The organism is Dactylosporangium sp. NPDC048998 (assembly GCF_043197855.1).
Lineage (GTDB): Bacteria > Actinomycetota > Actinomycetes > Mycobacteriales > Micromonosporaceae > Dactylosporangium.
Genome location: NZ_JBICTV010000003.1, coordinates 423,813 through 442,883, shown reverse-complemented (window position 1 = coordinate 442,883; position 19,071 = coordinate 423,813). Strand labels below are relative to the sequence as shown.

General features: G+C 72.4%; 21 protein-coding genes. 5 read left to right on the top strand and 16 right to left on the bottom strand.

Features of this window, described 5'->3' with window-relative positions:
• The first annotated feature begins 56 nt into the window (after positions 1–56).
• Positions 57–1,907, top strand: a complete 1,851-nt coding sequence (locus ACGFI8_RS09455) for a hypothetical protein (protein WP_392802254.1) — start codon at positions 57–59, stop codon at positions 1,905–1,907.
• Between the two features lie 24 nt (positions 1,908–1,931).
• Here the strand turns inward: ACGFI8_RS09455 and ACGFI8_RS09450 are convergent, their stop codons facing one another.
• From ACGFI8_RS09450 to ACGFI8_RS09405, 10 genes are all read right to left on the bottom strand, one after another.
• Positions 1,932–3,299 carry an NAD(P)/FAD-dependent oxidoreductase gene (locus ACGFI8_RS09450; RefSeq protein WP_392802252.1) on the bottom strand — a complete coding sequence of 456 codons (1,368 nt, stop codon included), beginning with the start codon at positions 3,297–3,299 and terminating at the stop codon, positions 1,932–1,934.
• A gap of 144 nt (positions 3,300–3,443) precedes the next feature.
• Positions 3,444–4,037: a hypothetical protein gene (locus ACGFI8_RS09445; RefSeq protein ID WP_392802250.1), complete on the bottom strand. Its 594-nt coding sequence runs from the start codon at positions 4,035–4,037 to the stop codon at positions 3,444–3,446.
• Entirely contained in the window at positions 4,037–5,365 is a 1,329-nt protein-coding gene (locus ACGFI8_RS09440; RefSeq protein ID WP_392802247.1) for a DUF58 domain-containing protein, read from the bottom strand. Before ACGFI8_RS09440 ends, ACGFI8_RS09445 begins: the two co-directional genes overlap by 1 nt.
• A 5-nt stretch (positions 5,366–5,370) precedes the next feature.
• A complete protein-coding gene (locus ACGFI8_RS09435) occupies positions 5,371–6,360 on the bottom strand; it encodes an AAA family ATPase (protein ID WP_392802244.1) in 990 nt (329 codons plus the stop codon).
• Positions 6,357–7,010 (bottom strand): hypothetical protein, encoded by a 654-nt coding sequence (locus ACGFI8_RS09430; RefSeq protein ID WP_392802241.1) that lies wholly within the window; start codon positions 7,008–7,010, stop codon positions 6,357–6,359. Before ACGFI8_RS09430 ends, ACGFI8_RS09435 begins: the two co-directional genes overlap by 4 nt.
• Positions 7,000–7,734, bottom strand: a complete 735-nt coding sequence (locus ACGFI8_RS09425) for a DUF4129 domain-containing protein (protein WP_392802239.1) — start codon at positions 7,732–7,734, stop codon at positions 7,000–7,002. Before ACGFI8_RS09425 ends, ACGFI8_RS09430 begins: the two co-directional genes overlap by 11 nt.
• A 23-nt stretch (positions 7,735–7,757) precedes the next feature.
• A complete protein-coding gene (locus ACGFI8_RS09420) occupies positions 7,758–8,459 on the bottom strand; it encodes a uracil-DNA glycosylase (RefSeq protein ID WP_392802237.1) in 702 nt (233 codons plus the stop codon).
• A gap of 10 nt (positions 8,460–8,469) precedes the next feature.
• Positions 8,470–9,375, bottom strand: coding sequence for an HAAS signaling domain-containing protein (locus ACGFI8_RS09415; RefSeq protein WP_392802234.1), 906 nt, complete (start codon positions 9,373–9,375; stop codon positions 8,470–8,472).
• 136 nt (positions 9,376–9,511) lie between these two features.
• Positions 9,512–9,835 carry a PadR family transcriptional regulator gene (locus ACGFI8_RS09410; RefSeq protein ID WP_392802232.1) on the bottom strand — a complete coding sequence of 108 codons (324 nt, stop codon included), beginning with the start codon at positions 9,833–9,835 and terminating at the stop codon, positions 9,512–9,514.
• A gap of 124 nt (positions 9,836–9,959) precedes the next feature.
• Positions 9,960–10,577 carry a hypothetical protein gene (locus ACGFI8_RS09405; RefSeq protein ID WP_392802230.1) on the bottom strand — a complete coding sequence of 206 codons (618 nt, stop codon included), beginning with the start codon at positions 10,575–10,577 and terminating at the stop codon, positions 9,960–9,962.
• A 155-nt stretch (positions 10,578–10,732) separates the two neighbouring features.
• Between ACGFI8_RS09405 and ACGFI8_RS09400 the strand changes: the two genes are divergently transcribed.
• A complete protein-coding gene (locus ACGFI8_RS09400; protein WP_392802227.1) occupies positions 10,733–11,155 on the top strand; it encodes a hypothetical protein in 423 nt (140 codons plus the stop codon).
• Positions 11,156–11,186: 31 nt separating this feature from the next.
• Here the strand turns inward: ACGFI8_RS09400 and ACGFI8_RS09395 are convergent, their stop codons facing one another.
• Both ACGFI8_RS09395 and ACGFI8_RS09390 read right to left on the bottom strand, forming a co-directional pair.
• Entirely contained in the window at positions 11,187–12,089 is a 903-nt protein-coding gene (locus tag ACGFI8_RS09395; RefSeq protein WP_392802885.1) for an exopolyphosphatase, read from the bottom strand.
• Positions 12,090–12,109: 20 nt separating this feature from the next.
• On the bottom strand, positions 12,110–12,613 hold the full coding sequence (locus ACGFI8_RS09390) for an amino-acid N-acetyltransferase (RefSeq protein WP_392802225.1): 504 nt from the start codon (positions 12,611–12,613) through the stop codon (positions 12,110–12,112).
• A gap of 24 nt (positions 12,614–12,637) precedes the next feature.
• Here ACGFI8_RS09390 and ACGFI8_RS09385 point away from each other — a divergent pair, with 24 nt between their 5' ends.
• The 3 genes from ACGFI8_RS09385 to ACGFI8_RS09375 are packed head-to-tail and all read left to right on the top strand — an operon-like array spanning position 12,638 to position 14,886.
• Positions 12,638–13,132 carry a cellulose binding domain-containing protein gene (locus tag ACGFI8_RS09385; RefSeq protein ID WP_392802223.1) on the top strand — a complete coding sequence of 165 codons (495 nt, stop codon included), beginning with the start codon at positions 12,638–12,640 and terminating at the stop codon, positions 13,130–13,132.
• A gap of 42 nt (positions 13,133–13,174) precedes the next feature.
• Entirely contained in the window at positions 13,175–13,927 is a 753-nt protein-coding gene (locus ACGFI8_RS09380) for a hypothetical protein (protein WP_392802222.1), read from the top strand.
• 59 nt (positions 13,928–13,986) lie between these two features.
• A complete protein-coding gene (locus ACGFI8_RS09375) occupies positions 13,987–14,886 on the top strand; it encodes a phosphotransferase (protein ID WP_392802219.1) in 900 nt (299 codons plus the stop codon).
• Here the strand turns inward: ACGFI8_RS09375 and ACGFI8_RS09370 are convergent.
• The 4 genes from ACGFI8_RS09370 to ACGFI8_RS09355 form a co-directional block, all read right to left on the bottom strand.
• Positions 14,863–15,420, bottom strand: a complete 558-nt coding sequence (locus tag ACGFI8_RS09370) for a DUF501 domain-containing protein (RefSeq protein ID WP_392802217.1) — start codon at positions 15,418–15,420, stop codon at positions 14,863–14,865. The two genes, ACGFI8_RS09375 and ACGFI8_RS09370, sit on opposite strands and share 24 nt — an antisense overlap.
• Complete coding sequence (locus tag ACGFI8_RS09365; RefSeq protein WP_392802214.1) at positions 15,417–15,851, bottom strand: septum formation initiator family protein; 435 nt, start codon at positions 15,849–15,851, stop codon at positions 15,417–15,419. Before ACGFI8_RS09365 ends, ACGFI8_RS09370 begins: the two co-directional genes overlap by 4 nt.
• A gap of 198 nt (positions 15,852–16,049) precedes the next feature.
• Complete coding sequence (gene eno, locus ACGFI8_RS09360; protein ID WP_392802212.1) at positions 16,050–17,327, bottom strand: phosphopyruvate hydratase; 1,278 nt, start codon at positions 17,325–17,327, stop codon at positions 16,050–16,052.
• An 88-nt stretch (positions 17,328–17,415) separates the two neighbouring features.
• Entirely contained in the window at positions 17,416–19,047 is a 1,632-nt protein-coding gene (locus ACGFI8_RS09355; RefSeq protein WP_392802210.1) for a DUF885 domain-containing protein, read from the bottom strand.
• Positions 19,048–19,071: the final 24 nt, after the last annotated feature.

Sequence of the window (19,071 nt, the reverse complement as noted above, 5' to 3'; positions counted from 1 at the left end):
AGCCCGTCCGACGAAGCATCAACACCGACAAGGGGACGGCCGTTACTGTCATCCGGGTGACCAGCGCTCAGCAGACCGACGAGGAAGAGACTGCGCCGGTCGAGCATGCAACACCGGCCGGTCCGCCGATGCGCTTGCGGCGCCCATGGATTAAGGACACGGCCGCGTGCCTGTTGCTGGTGCTCGCCGGAGCCCTGCTGACCCGCGGGCTCTGGCCGGACCCGGCCGGGCGGATGCTGTCGCTGAACCCCAACGACCAGGCCCTCGACGAGTGGTTTCTCGCCTACGCCACCCGAGCGTATCGCGGCGACTTCGGCCTCGTGACCGGTGCGCTGAACGCGCCCGAGGGCATCAACGTCCTGGGCAACGCCTCGCTGGTCGGGCTCGGGCTGCTGTTCGCGCCACTGACCCTCGCGCTGGGCGCGCCGGTGACCTTCGCCGTGCTGACCGGGTTCAACCTGGCCGCCAACGGCACCGGGTGGTACCTCCTGTTCTCCCGCACCGCCGGAATGCACCGGCTGGCGGCGCTCGTCGGCGGCGCGTTCTGCGGCTTCGCGCCGGGCATGGTCAGCCAGTCCAACGCCCACCTGCACATGACGGCCGCCTGGCTGGTGCCCGCGATGGTGTGGTGCGTCGTGTCGCTGGCCGGGGAGAGGCACCACGCCGTCCGCCGGGGGGTGCTGCTGGGCGCCCTGGCCGCCGCGCAGCTCTTCCTCGGCGAGGAAGTGCTGTTCCTCACAGCGCTCGCGCTGGGGCTGTTCTGCCTGGTGTTCGCCGCGACCGCGCGGCCGGTGCCTGGTCCGGGTCGAGACCGCGAAGCCGCATCGAGCCAGACCGGGCGTAGCCCGCGCGCGATGCTGCCGGGGCTCGGCATCGGCCTGGGCGTCGCCGCCGGGGTCGCCGGGCTGCTGCTGGCCTACCCGCTGTGGGTGCAGTTCCGCGGCTCCCAGAGCGCGCAGGGCGGCGTGTTCGCCCCGGCCTTCTACTCGGCGGACCTGCACAGCTTCGCGTCCATCTCGCCGCTGTCGCTGGCCGGCGGCGACGGTGCGGCACGGCTGGCGAGCGGGCCCGCGGAGTACACCACCTTCTTCGGCGCCCCGGTGCTCATCGTGGTGCTCGGCGCGACGCTGTGGATGTGGCGGCGCCCGGCCGTGGTGGCGTGCACGGTGGTGTCGATCGTGCTGTTCGCGCTGTCGCTCGGGCCCCGGATCGTGGTCGGGCACCAGCGGACCGCGCAGCAGGGGCCCTACGCGTTGCTGGCGCACCTGCCGGTGTTCGAGTGGGCCCTGCCGGCCCGGTTCGCGCTGGCCGCGATACCGCTGCTCGCGTTCGTGCTGGCGCAGGCCGTGCACACCGCGCTGACCCGGACCGAGACGCTGCGGCTGCTGGTGCCGGTCGCGATCGTGGCCGCGCTCGTCCCGTTGGTGCCGGCGCCGCTGCCGACCGCGCCGCGAGAACCGGCACCGCGGTTCTTCACGGAGGGGCACTGGCGGGAGTTCGCGCCGCGCGACGGGACGATCGTGCCCGTGCCGCTACCGGACGCGAAGGACCCGCAGGCGATGCGCTGGGCGGCGGCCACCGGCGTCGCGTTCGCCACGCCGCAGGGCTGGTTCATCGGCCCGTACGGCCGCGACGGGCACGCCGCGGTCGGGATCTACCCGCGGCCGACGGCGCTGCTGCTGCACCGGGCGGCGGTCAACAACAGCGTGCCGCGGCTCACCGACGAGGACCGCGTCGCGCTGCGCCGGGACGTCGCCTACTGGCACGCGTCCTGCTTCGTGCTCGCCGACGGCCAGCCGGGCGCCGAGGCGCTGCGGAGCACCCTCGACGCCCTGCTCGGCCCGGGCGAGCACGTCGCCGACGTGTGGGTCTGGCGCGCCCGCGCCGAAAGCCCTGCCGCGCCGTAAGAGCCGCGCCGCGCCCCATATGCCTTAGGCGGCCCTGCGGTCCGAGCCGCCCGGTCGGCCGACCGGCAGCGGGATCGGCACCGCGACCTCGGTGAACGCCTCGCGAGGCTCGTGCAGCGAGCCGAGCGCGACGACCTCGCGGCGCAGCACCAGCTGCAGCGTCCAGTCGACGAGCACCCGGATCTTGCGGTTCAGGGTGGGGATGCGGCTGAGGTGGTACGTGCGGTGCATGAACCACGCCGGCACGCCGCGCACCTTGATGCCGTACACCCGGGCGGCGCCCTTGTAGAGCCCGAGCCCGGCCACCGAGCCGACGTGCTTGTGCCGGTAGTCGACCGGCTGCCGCCCGCGCACGACCGCCGCGATGTTGTCGGCGAGCCGGGACGCCTGCCGTACGGCATGCTGCGCGCTCGGCGAGCACAGCGCGCCGGGCTCGGCGGAGGTCAGGTCCGGTACGGCGGCGCAGTCACCCGCGCTCCACGCGCCCTCGACCACGTTGCCCTCGGCGTCCACGACCTGCAGCGTCGGCTTGCAGGTGATGGCGCCGCGCGGGTTGCGCGGCAGGTCGGTGTCCTCGAGCATCGGGTGCGGCTTGACGCCGGCGGTCCACACGATGGTGTCGGCCTCGAAGGCGTCGCCGTCGGAGAGCTTGACCAGCCCGTCGACGCACGATTCGAGCCGCGTGCCGAGCCGGATGTCGATGCCGCGGCGGGTCAGCTGGACCGCGGTGTAGGCGCCCATCTCCGCGCCGACCTCGGGCAGGATCCGGTTGGCCGCCTCGACGAGGACGAACCGGACCTCCTCCTGCGGGATCTCCGGGTAGTAGCGCAGCGCCCCGCGGACCATGTCCTCCATCTCGGCGAGGGCCTCGACGCCCGCGTAGCCGCCGCCGACGAACACGAACGCCAGGGCCCGCCGGCGCGTGGCCGGGTCGGTGGTGGTCGCCGCGACGTCGAGCCGGTCGAGCACGCTGTTGCGCAGGAACACCGCCTCGCCGATGGTCTTGAAACCGACGGCCTGCTCGCGCAGGCCCGGGATCGGCAGCGTGCGCGAGACCGAGCCGGGCGCCACGACGATGTGGTCGTACGGCACCTCGCGCGCCGGCCCGATGATCGGCTGGACGATCGCCACCTTCCGCGCGTGCTCGATGCTGGTCACCGTGCCGGACAGCACGTGGCAGCGCTTGAGCTCGCGGCGCAGCGGGACGACGCTGTGCCGGGGCGAGATGTTGCCGGCCGCCGACTCGGGCAGGAACGGCTGGTAGGTCATGTGCGGCTGAGGGTCGACCACGGTGACCTCAGCCTCGTGCAGGTTGAGCTTCCTGGACAGGCGCAGGGCGGCATAGAGCCCGACGTGCCCGGCACCGACGATCAGAATTCGCTTTGCAGCCACAACTCAACGCTAGCGACGCGATCGCCCCACAACCGCTCAGGCCACGGACATGTAACCGGCATTACCCGGACTGTAACGGCCACCACAGCGAACCGACGCCGGTCGATCTCGCCCGTCACCCGCCCGTCGCCCGCGCGTAACGCATCAGGCCCGGCGGGCGATCAGGTACGCCAGCCAGGCGGCCGCGAGCACGCCTACGAGCGATGCGACGAGGAACACAGGACCGATCGTCAGCTTGACCACCACCAGCAGCGCCACGCTCACGATCGAGCTGACCGCGACGACGCCCCCGGCGCGCAGCAGCCACCCGGCCAGCACGCCCGGGGAGAGCACGGCGTCGTACGGCAGGACCGCGGCCAGGGCGGCGAGGGAGTGCATGAGGTACAGCGCGGCCGACAGCGCGACGAGCCGGACCACGGAGATCGGCCCGCCGGAGAGCACGGAGATCGGCTCGCCGTAGAGGAAGATGCCGACCAGCCAGCCGAACGCGCACGCGAAGATCGCCAGGCCGACCATGCGGGTGCGCGGGAACACGGCCGGCAGCAGTGCGACGACCCCGGCCACCGCGATCGCGGCCAGGTTCTGCATCACCGCGGCCGGGAACCCGAGCACCATGCTCAGCGCGGCGAACACGGCCACGCCGAGGCGGACCAGCAGCGGCCCGGCCGCGGCGCGCTCGGCCATGTCGCGCGCGCGGCCGACCCGGCCGGCGAAGTACTCCCGAAGCTCGTCGAGCATTACGTCGTCACCGTCCGCCCGACCGCCACGCGGGCCACGCCCTGCAGCACCTCGTCGAGGCTCCCCGCGCCGCCCCAGGCCACGACCGGGACGCCGTGCTCGCGGAGCTGGCCGATGATCGCCTCGCGCTCCAGCCGCCACATGCGCTGCGCCACGTCGCCCCACTTGCCCGTCGCGCGCACCCGCAGTACCGGATCGGCGAGGGTGTCGACGGCGACGACGAACCTCCCGGCGCGGGCCAGGTTGGCCAGCATCGCCGCCGACCGCACGTCCAGCAGCGGCGTGAGCACCATCACCAGCGCGTTGGCCTGGACCATGTGCGGCCCGAACGACGACGGCGGCGGCTCGTCGTCGTGCCCGCCCGCGGCGACGTCGAGCAGGAACTCCAGCGCCGTCATGTAGTGCCGCCGGCCGCTCGCCGCGCGCAGGTGGCGTACGGTGCCGCCGTACTGCAGCAGCGCCACCCGGTCGCCCCGGTGCAGATAGTGCTCGGCGATGCCGGCCGCGGCGCGCACGGTGATGTCGAGCACGGAGGCCTTCCCGTCGATGCCACCGGAGCGGCCGGCCTCGTGCAGCGCGTCGAGCAGCACCACGACCTCGGCGTCGCGGTCGGACAGCGTGCTCACCACGTGGATCTCGCGGGTGCGCAGCGACACCCGCCAGTCGATGCGGCGCAGCCGGTCGCCGGGGCCGAAGCGGCGCACGCCCGCGAGCTCGCCGCCCTCGCCGGCGCGCCGGGAGCGGTGGCCGCCGACGTGGCCGGCCGCGCGGGGCATCGCCTCGGCGGCGTCGAAGTGCTCGGTCGCCGGGTAAGCCTTCAGCGGCAGCGGCGGTGCCGACACGGCGCGGCTGATGAGCAGCCCGTCGGCGGCGATGGCGTGCGCGACCACCGGGCCCAGCGGGTGGCGGCCCCACCGCAACACGCGGCCCTCGAGCTCGACGCCGGCGATGGTGCCGCCGTCGACGTTCACCGCGTAGGGGCGGTCGCTGTGCACCAGCCGGACCCATCGTGGTACCACCGACCGGACGACGACCAGGTCGAAGCCGGACGGGTTGGGGTTGCCCAGGTTGATCGTCACGCCGAGGTCGTTGCCCTCGACCAGGAACGGCTCGGCCGCGGTGACCTGCACCGTCGGCACCCGCTGCGGCCGGCGCACCAGCGAGACCGCGGTGCCGATGGCGAAGGGCGCGGCGAGCACGACGAGGTCGAAGTTGCCCGTGAGCACGGCGACGAAGACGAGCACGCCGGCGACCAGCACGGCCCGGCCCAGCGCCCGGGTCGGCTCGAACGCCCGCGCGTGGGACCGGGGTGCGCCGCGCTCAGCCATCGGGCTCAGCCACGCCTTCCGCCGTAGGTCGGCAGCGCGCCGCTCGCCGGCGCGGGCGTCTCGGCGAGCACCTCGCCGACCACCGAGCGCGGGTCGATGCGCTTGAGCCACATCTCCGGGCGCAGCGAGATGCGGTGCGCCAGGGCCGGGACGGCGACCGCCTTGACGTCCTCGGGCACCACGTAGTCGCGGCCGCTGAGCGCGGCGGAGGCCCGGGAGAGCAGCAGCAGCGCGAGCGAGCCACGGGGCGAGGCGCCGACCAGCACGTGCGGGTGGACGCGGGTGGCGGCGGTGAGGGAGACGATGTACCGCCCGATCGAGTCCTCGACCGCGACCTCCTCGAGCGCACCCTGCATGGCCAGCAGCGTCTCCGAGTCGACGACCGGCTCGAGGTTGGCGTCCTCCTGCCGGCGGGCCATCCGCCGGCGCAGCACGTCCCACTCCTCGTCGGCCTCCGGGTAGCCGAACGACACACGCAGCAGGAAACGGTCCAGCTGGGCCTCGGGCAGCGGATACGTGCCCTCGTACTCGATCGGGTTGGCGGTGGCGAGCACGTGGAACGGCGCGTCGAGCCGGTAGGTGGCGCCCTCGACCGACACCTGGCGCTCCTGCATCGCCTCCAGCAGCGCCGACTGCGTCTTCGGCGGCGTGCGGTTGATCTCGTCGGCGAGCAGCAGGTTGGTGAAGACCGGGCCGGCCCGGAACGTGAACTCGTGGTTGCGCTGGTCGTAGAGGAACGACCCGGTCACGTCGGCGGGCAGCAGGTCGGGCGTGAACTGCAGCCGGCGGAAGCCGATGCCGAGCGCCTGGGCGAACGAGCGCGCGGTCAGCGTCTTGCCGAGGCCGGGCAGGTCTTCCAGCAGCACGTGGCCGCCGGCCAGGATCCCGGCCAGGACCAGCTCGAGCGAGTCGCGCTTACCGACGACCACCGTGCCGACCTGGTCCAGGACCACCTTGGCGATCCGGCCCACCTCGGCCGGTGCGAGCGTCTTCATAGCGCCTCCACCTTCGCGACGATCGATGCTATGTCCTGCGGGCTGGGTACGCGGGACGGCGTGTAGTGCAGCAGCTGCCAGATCTCCTCGCCGACGAGCCGGCGGGCCTGTTCGGGGGCGCCGGCCAGAGTGATGCCGTGGCGCTGGCGCAGCCGGGCGTCGACGAGGTCGGTGAAGCGGGGCACCACGACGGCCGCGAACCGCCCCGGGTCGCGCTCGCCCCACACGAAACGGTCGTCCCACTTGGCCACGGCGAGCCGGATGCCGTCGCCGGACGGGATCGAGTCGCGCAGCTCGCGCCGGGGCGAGCGGTCCGAGCGCTCCGGCGGCTCGCGGACCGGGTCCAGGCCGACACCGGTCACCGCGGCGGGCAGGTCGTCGGCGTGCACCTGCATCAGCACCTGGCGCATCACCTGGACGGCCACGATGGAGAGCAGCACCAGGGGGTACGACACCCGGTAGCTGGCCACCCAGAGCACGCCGTAGCCGACCGAGGTCAGCGCGACGGCGACGAAGAGCCGGCGCACCCACCAGCGCCAGTCGAAGGGCCGCGACGGGCGGCGCACCGGGCGCGGGTCGCGGCGCTGGGCCGCCCGGCCGCCCTCGAACAGCTCGTCGAGGCCGACCACCTGCTCCTGCTCACGAGGCACCGGGCACACCTCCGGGCACGGCCCGGCCGATGCCGGACAGCTCGGCGCGGATCTGTCGCAGGGCGGCGATCGCGTCCTGGCGCGAGCGCTCGCCGACCGGGTGGGTGGCGTAGCGGGCCTCGCGGTACACCTCGGCGAACCCCTCCAGCGTCGGGCGGCTCACCTGGTGGGCGGCCAGCAGGCGGGTCACCAGCTCGGTCGGGCTGTCGCCGACCAGGCGCGGGGTGCCGGCCGCGGCGGCGGCGCGCTCCAGCCGCACCCAGCACGCGATCACGGCCCGCCGCGGGTCGGTGTCGGTGTCGGAGAGCTCGACCAGGCCGGCCTCGACCGCGGCCATGACCTCCTCGCCGGCATCGGCGGCCACCATCGGCTTGGGCTGCTCCGGCTCGACGAACAGCCGCGGCGGCTGCTTCGGGGTGCGGTGGCGCAGCAGATACCACACCAGGCTGCCGACGAGCACCGCGACCAGCAGCAGGCACAGGCCCACGGCCACGTACGTCAGCCAGGCCGGCAGATCGCCCGTCCCGGATCCGCCGGTGCTCTGCGGGGCCGAGGTCGGGTCGATCTCCGTGGTCCGCAGCGGCGGCGAGGGCCGGTCCGTGTTCGGCGGCGGCACCGGCACATTCGTGATCTCCGGCGAGGACATCGACGCCGCGAGGGCCGCGACTGCGAGTACGCCCACGACGCCCAGCACCGGCAACCAGCGGTTGAAGGTGCGGTCCATGATGTCGAGGGCTTCCCGTCGCTCTATGTGAGCCCGGCGAGTTGCTTCGCCCGGGCGAGAATCTCGTCCAGCATTCCTGGCGTGAGCCGACCGGTAAAGGTGTTCTGCTGGCTCACGTGGTAACAACCGAGCAACGCGGGAGCGCCGTCGGTCCGCCACAGGGCGCCATGACCGAACGGCACCTTCCGTGCCGGTGCTACACCGTAGACGGCGCGGATCGCGGGCCAGAAGGCGGCCCATGCGAACGCGCCCAGGGCGACGACGACCCGCAGGTCGGGGGCGATCTCGCGCATTTCGCGGTGCAGGAACGGCGCGCAGGTGTCGCGCTCGAGCGGGGTGGGCTTGTTGTCCGGCGGCGCGCAGCGCACGGCCGAGAAGATCCGGGTCGAGATCAGCGTCAGCCCGTCGTCACGCGACGTGCTGGTCGGCTGGTTGGCCAGGCCCGCGCGATGCAGGGCGGCGAAGAGGACGTCGCCGGAGCGGTCGCCGGTGAAGATCCGGCCGGTGCGGTTGCCGCCGTGCGCGGCCGGGGCGAGGCCGAGGATGGCGATGGGCGCCCGGTGCGAGCCGAAGCCGGGCACCGGGCGCCCCCAGTACTCCTCGTCGCGGAACGCCGCCCGCTTGGTCGCCGCCACCTCTTCGCGCCACGCCACCAGGCGCGGGCAGCGGCGACACTCGGCGATCTCGGCGTCGAGACGGTCCAAGGCATCGCAGGCGTCTTCCACCTGCCGAACGTTAGCTGGATGGCGAGGCCGATGGCGAAGCCGCTGGGGAGGCCGTTGGGGAGGCCGTTGGGGAGGCCGACGGCGTCGCGGTCGGCTCCGCCCTGAGCGGCCGCACGCACATGGGGTAGGTCGGCTGCTCCGGGAGCGGCTGGCTGTTGTTCGCGCACCGCCACTGGTCGCCGAGCACGATCGGGTTGCCGTTCTGGTCGAACAGCGTGACGCCCTCCAGCGGCGTGCCGCTCTGGTCGACCGGGTAGACGTCGGTGACGTACGAGTACGGGTTGTACGTGGCGGGTTCCGGGGGGTAGTGGTACACGTCGAAGCGGCTCGCATTGACGAGGACCACCAGAGCCCCGATCGCGGCCAGCCCGGTGACGGCGTAGCCGGCCCAGCGCGGCATGCGCGGGCGGCCGGTGGCGCCGACGCGGACCGAGAACACCACGGCGACCGCGACGAGGATCCAGCCGATGGGGTGGTCGAAGCGATCGGTCGGGAGGATGTCGAGCGCGAAGATCAGGGCCACCAGGCTCACCCCGCGCACGATCCACCAGGCGGGGCGCAGCAGCCGCAGGAAGTCGGTGGCCCGCTCGTAGCCGATGAGCCGGCCGGTGCGCTCGTCCAAGACCCGCGCCCGGGCCGTGACGGGCTCCAGGACGAGCTCCAGGTCCAGGCGGCCGCGCTTCGGCCGGGTCGCCGCGTCCAGGCCGGCCGCGGCGCGCAGCTCGGCGGCGTAGGCGGCGGGCGGGCCGAGCCGCTCGACCAGCGACCCGCCCTGCTCCTCGAGGACCTCGGCGAAGTGCGCCGGCAGGTCCTCCATCAGGTCGTCGCGCACGTCCGGCGGCAGGTCGGCGAGGGCGGCCCCGACCCGCTCCAGGTAGTAGTCGATCTCCAGGCTGCTACTGCTCGGCGCGGTCATGCGCCCTCCTCGCTTCGCTCGTCGGTTGCATGACCTGAAGACCGAGCCAGCCGATGACCGGCCCCAACACCCAGTCTGGCTCGATGAGGCTTCGCGGAGATCGACCCAGACCAGGTGGCGCTCCGCTTCGGACCGGTCATGCGGTCTCCCCGATGAGCTGGTCCATCGTCTGCGCGAAGCCGCGCCAGACCTTGCCGGACTCGGCGAGCTGGGCCCGGCCGGCGGCGTTGAGCGCGTAGTACTTGCGGTGCGGGCCGGACTCGCTGGGCACCACGTAGGTGGTGAGCGACCCGGCCTGGAACAGCCGGCGGAGGGTGCCGTAAACCGACGCGTCGCCGACGTCGTCGAGGCCCGCCGAGCGCAGTCGGCGCAGGATGTCGTACCCGTAACCGTCCTCGTCCCGCAGCACGGCGAGGACGGCGAGGTCGAGCACCCCCTTCAGCAGCTGGGTGGTGTCCACGGCAAGCAGAGTAGTACGCAATGCACAGTAGTATCAAGCGCGGAGCACCTGGGCACGCAAAAGGCGGCCCGCCCGGAGCGGACCGCCTCGCGGTGTCGTGGGGCTTCCGTGGGCTTGCTCGGCCCTACTTGGCGTCGCCGAGGCAGAGCGCCTGGCCGCTGGCGTCGTTGGGGCCCTGCCAGAGCACACGGTTGGCGCCCTGATCGATGAACTCGTCGCACACGGTGGGGTTGTCCTTGAGCGCCTCGGCCTTCGGCACGCCCTCCTTGATGCCGACGACCTTGTACTTCGCGGTCGAGTCGTCGCACTTGACGATCTTCACGTTGACGCTCTTCGACGTCGAGTCGTTGATGTCGTCGCCGGCGAGGCAGTCGCCGACCTTGGCGTTCGTCGAGCTGCTGCTGACGATGTCGTCCCAGGTGCCCTTGGCGAAGAAGAAGACGCCGCCGCAGCACAGGACCGCCAGGAGCAGGATGACGCCGAGGATGATCAGGATGATCTTGCCGGCGCTGCTCTTCTTCGGGGGCGGCGGCGGGGCGCCGAACGGAGCACCGTACGGAGCGCCGGGCGCGCCCGGGCCGGGGGCGCCGTACGCCGGAGGCTGGTCATAGGGCGAGCCCGACGTCGGGTACGGCGCGCCGGAGGACGGCGGACCGTAGGGGGGCTGGTCACCGCCCGGCGGCGGGTAACCCCCGCCACCTGGAGGCGGATAGCTGCCGGGTGGCGGGTACTGATCAGACATGCGTTTCCTTCCGGGGTATGCCGCAAAGATCACCCTAGCGGGCCGAAAGGGGGTTGAGCTTGGCAAACCGACCCCCGGCCTGCTGGACCGGCTCACGATAGCTGTAGAGCACCAATATGCGCAGCACCGAGCGTGCTCGTATTACGGTGTGCGCCGTGACCGATCTCTTGAAACGACTCGCCGCGGCGCCCGGTGTGTATCGCGGACGCGGTGACGGGCTGGAGTCCGGGCCCTTCGTCGCCCGCATCAAGGTGACCTCCGTGGTGCGCGGCAACGCCATCACGCTGGACTACGAGGCGGTCAGCGACAGCAAGGGACTGCAGCACGTCGAGCACACGATCCTCACCGCGAGCGAGGCCGGCCGGCTGGAGCTGCACGTCACGTGCCTTGAGCTGCCCGGCGTCACCCGTTTCGTGCAGAGCGAGCCGGGGGTGTTCAACGCCTACGAGGGCGCCCTGCCGGCCAAGATCATCATCACGATGCCGAGTGACGGCGTCCTCACGTACGGCTGGTGGTGGTCCCGCGACGACGCCGAGCCCCGGGAACAGTCCCGAGCAGAGGTCCGCCGGACCGGGTGACCTGCGCTGACGCAAATCCGACAGCGACCGCTCAGGCCAGTGACAGGGCGATTCCGTCCAGGATGTCCGACTCGGACGCAATGACCGAGTCGGCGCCGGATCGCTCGACGATGATCCGCAGGATCAGCGCCCCCGCGCCGATCACGTCGGCGCGGCCGGGGTGCATGACCGGGCTGGCCAGCCGCTGCTCCGCGCTCTTCGCCAGCAGGTCGGCGGTCACCTTGGCGACGTCGGCGGCGGAGATCCGGGCCCGGTGGATGCGCCGGGGGTCGTACTCCGGCAGCCCGAGCGCGAGCGCGGCCACCGTCGTCACCGAGCCGGCCAGGCCGACGAGCGTGTGCGCCCGGGTGCCCCGCACCGCGGCGAGCGCCCGGTCGACGGCGGCGGTGATGTCGGCCTCGGCCGCCGCCACCTGCTCCGGCGTGGGCGGATCGGCGCGCAGGTGCCGCTCCGTCATCCGCACGCAGCCGATGTCAACGCTCAGCGCCGCGTCCACGCCGTCGGTGCCGACGACGAACTCCGTCGAGCCCCCGCCGATGTCCACCACCAGGAACGGCGGCTGCGCGGTCAGGCCGCGCACCGCGCCGGCGAAGGACAGCCGGGCCTCCTCGTCGCCGGTGATCACCTCGGGCTCGAAGCCGAGCGTGTCGAACACCATCGCGCGGAAGTCGGCCGCGTTCTCGGCGTCGCGGGAGGCGCTGGTGGCCACCATGCGGGCCGCGTCGACGCCCGACGTCGCGATGTCCGCCGCGTAGTCGGCCAGGGCGAGCCGGGTCCGCTCGATGGCCGCCGGGGCCAGCCGGCCGGTCTGGTCGACGCCCTCGCCGAGCCGGACGATCCGCATCTGACGGGTCACGTCCGAAATTTCCGACGTTTCGCTGACATCCGCGATCAGGAGCCGGACGGAGTTGGTGCCGCAGTCGATCGCCGCCACTCGCTTCACGATCGGTAAGCCTACAAATGCAGCAGCATCCGGTGGTTGCCGAGGGTGTTCGGCTTGACCCGCTCCAGGTCGAGGAACTCCGCGACGCCCTCGTCGTAGGAGCGCAGCAGCTCCTCGTACACCTGATGGGTGACCGGCGTCCCGTCGATCGGCACGAAGCCGAACGAGCCGAAGAAGTGCGTCTCGAACGTCAGCACGAACACCCGGCGCACGCCGATTTCCCGGGCCGCGTCCAGCAGCTCGGCGACGATCCGGTGCCCGATCTTGTGCCCGCGCAGCAGCGGGTCTACCGCCACCGTGCGCACCTCGGCCAGGTCCTCCCACATCACGTGCAGGGCGCCGCAGCCGACGATCGTGCGGTCGCTCTGCCGCTCGGCCACCCAGAACTCCTGGACGGCCTCGTAGAGCGCGACGGTGGGCTTGGACAGCAGCCGGCGGTCCGCGACGTACATCGCGACGAGCCGCCGAATCCCCCGCACGTCGGCGGTTCGCGCCCGCCGAACGGTTACCTCCATGGCCGTAAGGGTAGTGGCGCGGGGATGTGGCATCTGACACGCGACCGGGTGCTGATGATCACCGCTGCGGTGATGACGGTGGTGGCCTGCACGATGACGGTCCTGTACGTGACCAAGGGCGACGAGAGCCCCCAGCCGGCGCGGTTGGCGGGCACCAACGGGCCGACCGCGGCGGCGAAGACCACCCCGAGCATCCACGCCACGGCGGCGCCCGGGACGGTCAAGGCCGCGTACGCGGTGCGCAGCCAGTGGAAGGACGGCTTCAACGCCGAGGTGACGCTCACCAACCTGGGCAGCCAGCCCCTGATGGGGTGGACGGTCCAGTTGGACCTGCCCAAGAGCGTCGACGTGACCTCGACGTGGGGCGCCAAGGCGGAGCTGCAGCCGGGCCGGCTCGTGCTGCGCTCGCAGGCGTACAACACCTATCTCGAGGCCGGCGGGGCCATCCGGATGGGCTTCGAGGCCAAGGGCGCGGCCGTGCAGCCGACGAGTTGCTCGGTGAACGGGTCGCCCTGCTGACACATTGTTGCCCGGACGGCCGGGCGGCCCCACATTGTGCGAATGAACCGAACCGCATCCCGGCTGCTCGCCACGGCCACCGCAATCGTGCTCGGCGCCGGCGCGCTGGGCTGCGGCGTGCTCGGCAAGGTCAAGCAGGCCGTCGACAACGTCTCCGCGATCTCCAAACTCTCCGACCGACTCGGCAAGTCCGGTGAGCTGACCTTCACCGCCGAATACAAGAACATCGACGGCTCCAAGGACGACGGGAAGACCACGACCGTCGTGCAGCAGCCGCCGAAGGCCGCCTACCTGGGCACCGAGGGGCGGTTCATCCTCACCGACGACACGCTGTACAACTGCGCGGGCAAGCCCGGCGCCAAGCTCGTATGCCACAAGAGCCCGGTGCAGACCGGACAGCTGTCGAAGTCCGACCAGGCCACGTACCTCTCGGCGGTAGCCGGCGGCGGGTTCGTCAACGCCGAGATGGCGCTGGCGCTCATGACCGCCGCCGCCGTCGTGCCGGGCGTCAAGATCGTCGAGAGCACCGCGACGATCGCGGGTCAGAAAAGCGACTGTCTCGATGTGACGGGCATCCCTCGCGACGCCGACCCCAACGCGGTCACCGCGAAGGAGTTCCACGTCTGCGTCTCGGAGAACGGCCTGCTCACGCGGTTCAAGGGGGTCGGCACGGACGACAAGCCGCTCGGCGTGGAGCTGACGAAGTACAGCGACAAGGTCGACCCGCAGGCGTTCGTACCCCCGAAGGGCGCCCAGATCATCGAGGGCACCGCCCCGCCTGTACCGAGCAAGTGACGTACCTTGTCGGGGTGTTGACGCCACCCGCTGGGCTCCCCGAGGACACGCTCAGGGCGATGCTCGCGAGGAAGTGGGGCATTCCCGTCAAGTCGCTCACATACCGGCCCGTGGGGTTCGGCAGTCACCACTGGGAGCTCGTGGACACCACGGGCTCCCGGTGGTTCGTCACCGTCGACGAGCCGGCCGACCCGGCGAAGCTGGACGCCTCGCTCCGCGTCGCGGCCGATCTCTACGCCACCGGCCACACGTTCGTCGTCGCACCGGTGCCCACCGCCGGCAGCGGGTCCACCATGCGCAGTGGGCCGTTCACGATCGCCGTCTACCCGTTCGTCGACGGCGCGAGCTTCGAGTGGAACGCCTTCACCGGGCCCGCGCACCGACAGGCCACGCTCGACATGATCATCCGGCTGCACACCGCGCCGCCGATCGCGCGCCGCCACGCACGGGTGGACGACTTCGCCGTGCCGCACCGCGACGAGGTCGAGGCGGCGCTGCGCCGGCCCGGCGCCGAGTGCGGGCCCTACGCGGTGCCGGCCGCCGACCTGCTCGCCGAGCACCGCCGGCCGCTGGAGCGGGTGCTGGCCCGCTACGACGAGCTGGTGCTGGAGAGCCGCGCGGAGCCGGTGCGGGCGGTGCTCACCCACGGTGAGCCGCACTCCGGCAACACCATGCGCACCCCGACCGGGTGGCGGCTCATCGACTGGGACACCGTGCTCGTCTCGCCGCCGGAACGGGACCTGTGGCTGATCGAGCCCGGCGACGGGTCGATCTTCGCCGCCTACGCCGAGGCCACGGGCGTGCTCGTCCGCCCCTCGACGATCATGCTGTTTCAGCTGCGCTGGGCGCTGGCCGACATCGCCGTCGAGGTGCGCCGCTTCCGCCGCCCGCACACCGGCACCCAGGACGACGCCGAGGGCTGGGAGATCCTGCGCTCAGTCGTCACCAGCATCGAATGAGTTCGCCCCGTCGATCGAGACGCACGGCCCCGCCTTCCACCACTCACCCGCGAGCTCCCGGGTCTCGTCCCCGAAGGGGTTGACGCCCGGACCGACCGCGAGGGCGTGGCCGAGGTGCACGTGCAGGCACTTCACCCGGGTCGGCATGCCGCCTGCGGACACCCCGGCGATCTCCTCGACGTGCCCGACCTGCTCGCGGCGGCGCAGGTAGTCCTCGTGCGCGCGCGCGTACTGCGCGGCCAACTCCGGGTCCTCGGCCAGCCGGGCGCCCATCTCGCGCATCAGCCCGGACGACTCGAGCCGGCTGCACTCGTGCACCGCCCGGGGACAGGTGAGGTAGAACAGCGTCGGGAACGGCGTGCCGTCGGGCAGCCGCGGCGTGGTCTCCACGACGTCGGGCAGGCCGCACGGGCAGCGGTGCGCGACCGCGCGGGTGCCCCGGGGCGTGCGGCCGAGCTGCGCCGCGACCACCGCGAGATCCTCCTCGGTGGCTTTCACGGGTTCCCCGGCATGCACGCTGTCGAATTCCGTCACCGCTTGTCCGCCGCCTCGACGCTCGACCACAGCTTGCCGTACCAGGGCCGGGGCGGCTTCGGCGCGCCCGGCAGGTCTGCGGGGTCGGTCTCCTGGCTGTTGGCCGGGTCGACGACCACGTAGGGCTTCTCGCCGGGCAGCACCATGTGCAGCCGCTGGCGGGCCTGGGAGATCACGTATTCGGGATCGTCCCACTTCTTCGCCCGCGCCTCCATCTCGGCGACCTTGACGCTCTGCCGCTGCTGGCTCTCCTCCAGCGACTGGATCTCGGCCTGCTGGGCGAGGTACACCCGGACCGGATAGGCGTAGGCGAGCAGCAGCACCAGCAGCACGATGCTGAGCAGGACGGCCCGGCTGGTGAAGCGGCTCGGCTGCGGCGCCCGGGTGCGCATCGCGGCGCCGTTGGTGGTGACGGCCCGCCGGGCCACCATCGGGCGGGAGGGCGCACGCCCCGCACCGGCGCGCGGGCCGCCATGCTGGCCCCTCGGCGCCGAGCCGCGGGAGCCCGCACCGCGTCCACCCGGCCCACCCGGGCCAGCCGGCCTGGTGCGCTGCTGCATGCCCTCCCCCAAGGTCCGAACGACCCGCGGCCCGCGCATCACGCGAGGGCCGCGGGCGATCAAGAACGGTTAACGGTACCGCGGGAAGGCCCCGCGCCCCGCGTAGCGCGCCGCGTCGTCGAGCTCGTCCTCGATGCGCAGCAGCTGGTTGTACTTCGCGACCCGCTCGGAGCGGGCCGGCGCGCCGGTCTTGATCTGGCCGCTGCCAACGGCGACGGCGAGGTCGGCGATCGTGGTGTCCTCGGTCTCGCCCGAGCGGTGGCTCATCATCGTGCGGAACCCGGCGCGGTGGGCCAGGTCGACGGCGTCGAGCGTCTCGGTGAGCGAGCCGATCTGGTTCACCTTCACCAGGACCGCGTTGGCGGTCTGGGTGGCGATGCCCCGGGCGATGCGCTGCGGGTTGGTGACGAACAGGTCGTCGCCGACGATCTGGATGCGCCCGCCGAGCGCGTCGGTCATCGCCTTCCAGCCGTCCCAGTCCTCCTCGGACAGCGGGTCCTCGATGGAGACGATCGGGTAGGCGTCCACGAGAGAAGAGTAGTAAGCGATCATCTCCTCGGACGACTTGCTGCCGCCCTCGAAGCCGTAGCCGCCGTCCTTGAAGAACTCGGTGGCGGCCACGTCGAGCGCGAGCACGACGTCGCTGCCCAGCGAGTAGCCGGCCTTCTCCACGGCCTCCGCGATCAGGTCGAGCGCGGCGGCGTTGGTCGGCAGGCTCGGGGCGAAGCCGCCCTCGTCGCCCAGGCCGGTGGCCAGGCCCTTCTTCTTCAGCACCGACTTGAGCGTGTGGTACACCTCGGCGCCGGTGCGCAGCGCCTCGCGGAACGTCGGGGCGCCGATCGGCGCGATCATGAACTCCTGGATGTCCACGTTGGAGTCCGCGTGCGCGCCGCCGTTGAGGATGTTCATCATCGGCACCGGCAGGACGTGCGCGTTGGGGCCGCCCAGGTACTTGAACAGGCTCAGGCCGGCCGAGTCGGCGGCGGCCTTGGCCACCGCGAGCGAGACGCCGAGGATCGCGTTGGCGCCGAGCTCCGACTTCTCCGGGGTGCCGTCGAGGTCGAGCATGGCCTGGTCGACGAGGCGCTGCTCGGTGGCGTCGAAGCCGCGGACGGCCTCGGCGATGCGCTCGTTGACGTTCTCGACGGCCCGCTCGACACCCTTGCCGAGGTAGCGCTTGCTGTCGCCGTCGCGCAGCTCGTTGGCCTCGAAGGCGCCGGTGGAGGCGCCCGAGGGGACCGCCGCCCGGGCCAGGGTGCCGTCGTCGAGAACGACCTCGACCTCGACCGTCGGGTTGCCCCGCGAGTCCAGGATCTCCCGCGCGCCGATTGCTTCGATAGTGGCCACTGTCGTGTCACTCCCTGCAGAAAAAAGTTTGGTCGGCCGCCACGGTGCGGCACCTCAGAGCCTATCGCCCGGGCGGATCTTGCTTGCGCTACGGGTTGAGATTCAGCAGCGTGCGCAGGTGGCGGGGCGGAGGCGAGCCGTGCGCCAGCATCCGGTCGTGCCAGTCGCGGAGCGTGACGTTCGCCGGCCGTTCATCGGCGATCTGCCGGACCTCGGTGTAGCCCACGAAGTACGTCGAGAGCTGCGTCGAGCTCAGCAGCGCGCGCCGCCACTTGCCGGCCGCCTCACCCTCCTCCTGGAAGCCGCGCTCCATCATGAGCGCCATCGCCTCGTCCTCGGTCATCCCGTCGCAGTGCACCCGCTGGTCGATGATCGCGTTGATGCTCATCCGCAGCTGCATCTTGAGCTGCTGCAGGCGCACCGGGAGCCCGCCGAAGCCGCGGTCGGCCATGAGCTCTTCGGCGTAGACCGCCCAGCCCTCCACGAACGGCCCCGACCAGCCGATCGCCCGCGCCCGCGTGCGGCCGCGGAACCGGCGCGCGTGCGCCAGCTGCAGGAAGTGCCCCGGCGTCGCCTCGTGCACGGTCAGGTCACGCAGCATGTGGCTGTTGTACTCGCGGTAGAACGACGCCACCCGCTCCGCCGACCAGTCCGCCGGGGTCGGCGAGATGCAGAAGAACGTCGGCAGCTCGGCCGGCTCCAGCAGGCCCGGCGGGTCGCAGTACGCCACCGCCACCCCCCGCGCGAACTCCGGCATCTCCATGATCACCAGCGGGTCGTCGATCAGCGTCACCAGCTCGTGGTCCCGCACGAACGCGGTCGCCTCGTCCAGCGACACCTTCGCGAGTTCGACGATCGTGTCGTTGTCCGGCACGTCGGCGGCCGCGCGGGCCAGCGCCTCCCGCACCGTCTCCGTCGACTCCGCCCCGCCGGTCAGCTCCGCCGCCACGGCCCGCAGCTCGCCGCTCACCCGCTCGAGGTTGGCCTCGGCGCGCTCGAGCACCGTTCGCGCGCCGAGCTCGGTGTCCAGCGTGTGCCACAGCCGCGCCTCCCACAGCCGCCGCCCCAGCCGCGGGTCGCGCTCGGCCGACTCCCCAGCCTGCTCCAGCCGCCCGCGCAGCCACTCCGCGAAGGCGTCGAGCTCGGCCGCGGCCCGCTCCTGCGCCGGCGCGACCACCTCGGCCATGCCGGGCGCCTCCTTGAACAGCTCGCCGAGATCCTCGCGCACCAGCCGCGCGGTCCCGGCGAACTGCCCGATCGCCGTCTCCACATGCACCCGGGGCGAGTCACCGAGCACCTCCCGCGCCGTCGCGAGCGAGTCGGGAATCGCCGACAGCCGCGCGGCGATCGACACGAGCCGCTGCTCCGCCGGCGCGAACGGCCGCGAGATGAGCCCGTGCAGCAGGGTGCCGGGGTTGTGCACGAGCGGGTTCCACTCGTGCTCACGGATCTCGGACCGCTCGAACAGCATGCGCTCGACCCGGGCGAGCAGCACCGCGTGGTCGACCTGGTCCTGCACGCCGAGCTCGTCGACGTCGACCTGGCTCAGCGCCGCGGAGGCGTCGCGCAGCATCTCGACGTCGGAGGCCACCCCGTCGGTGGAGTAGTCGGGCAGCCGGTCGTCAAAGCGGTGGTCGCCCGCGCTGGCGGCGAGCCCGGGCGCACACTCGAGCAGCGCGTCGGCGATGTGCTCGGCTAGTGGCACGAAATCCTGGGACATGCCTCGACGTTATCGTCTGCCCGG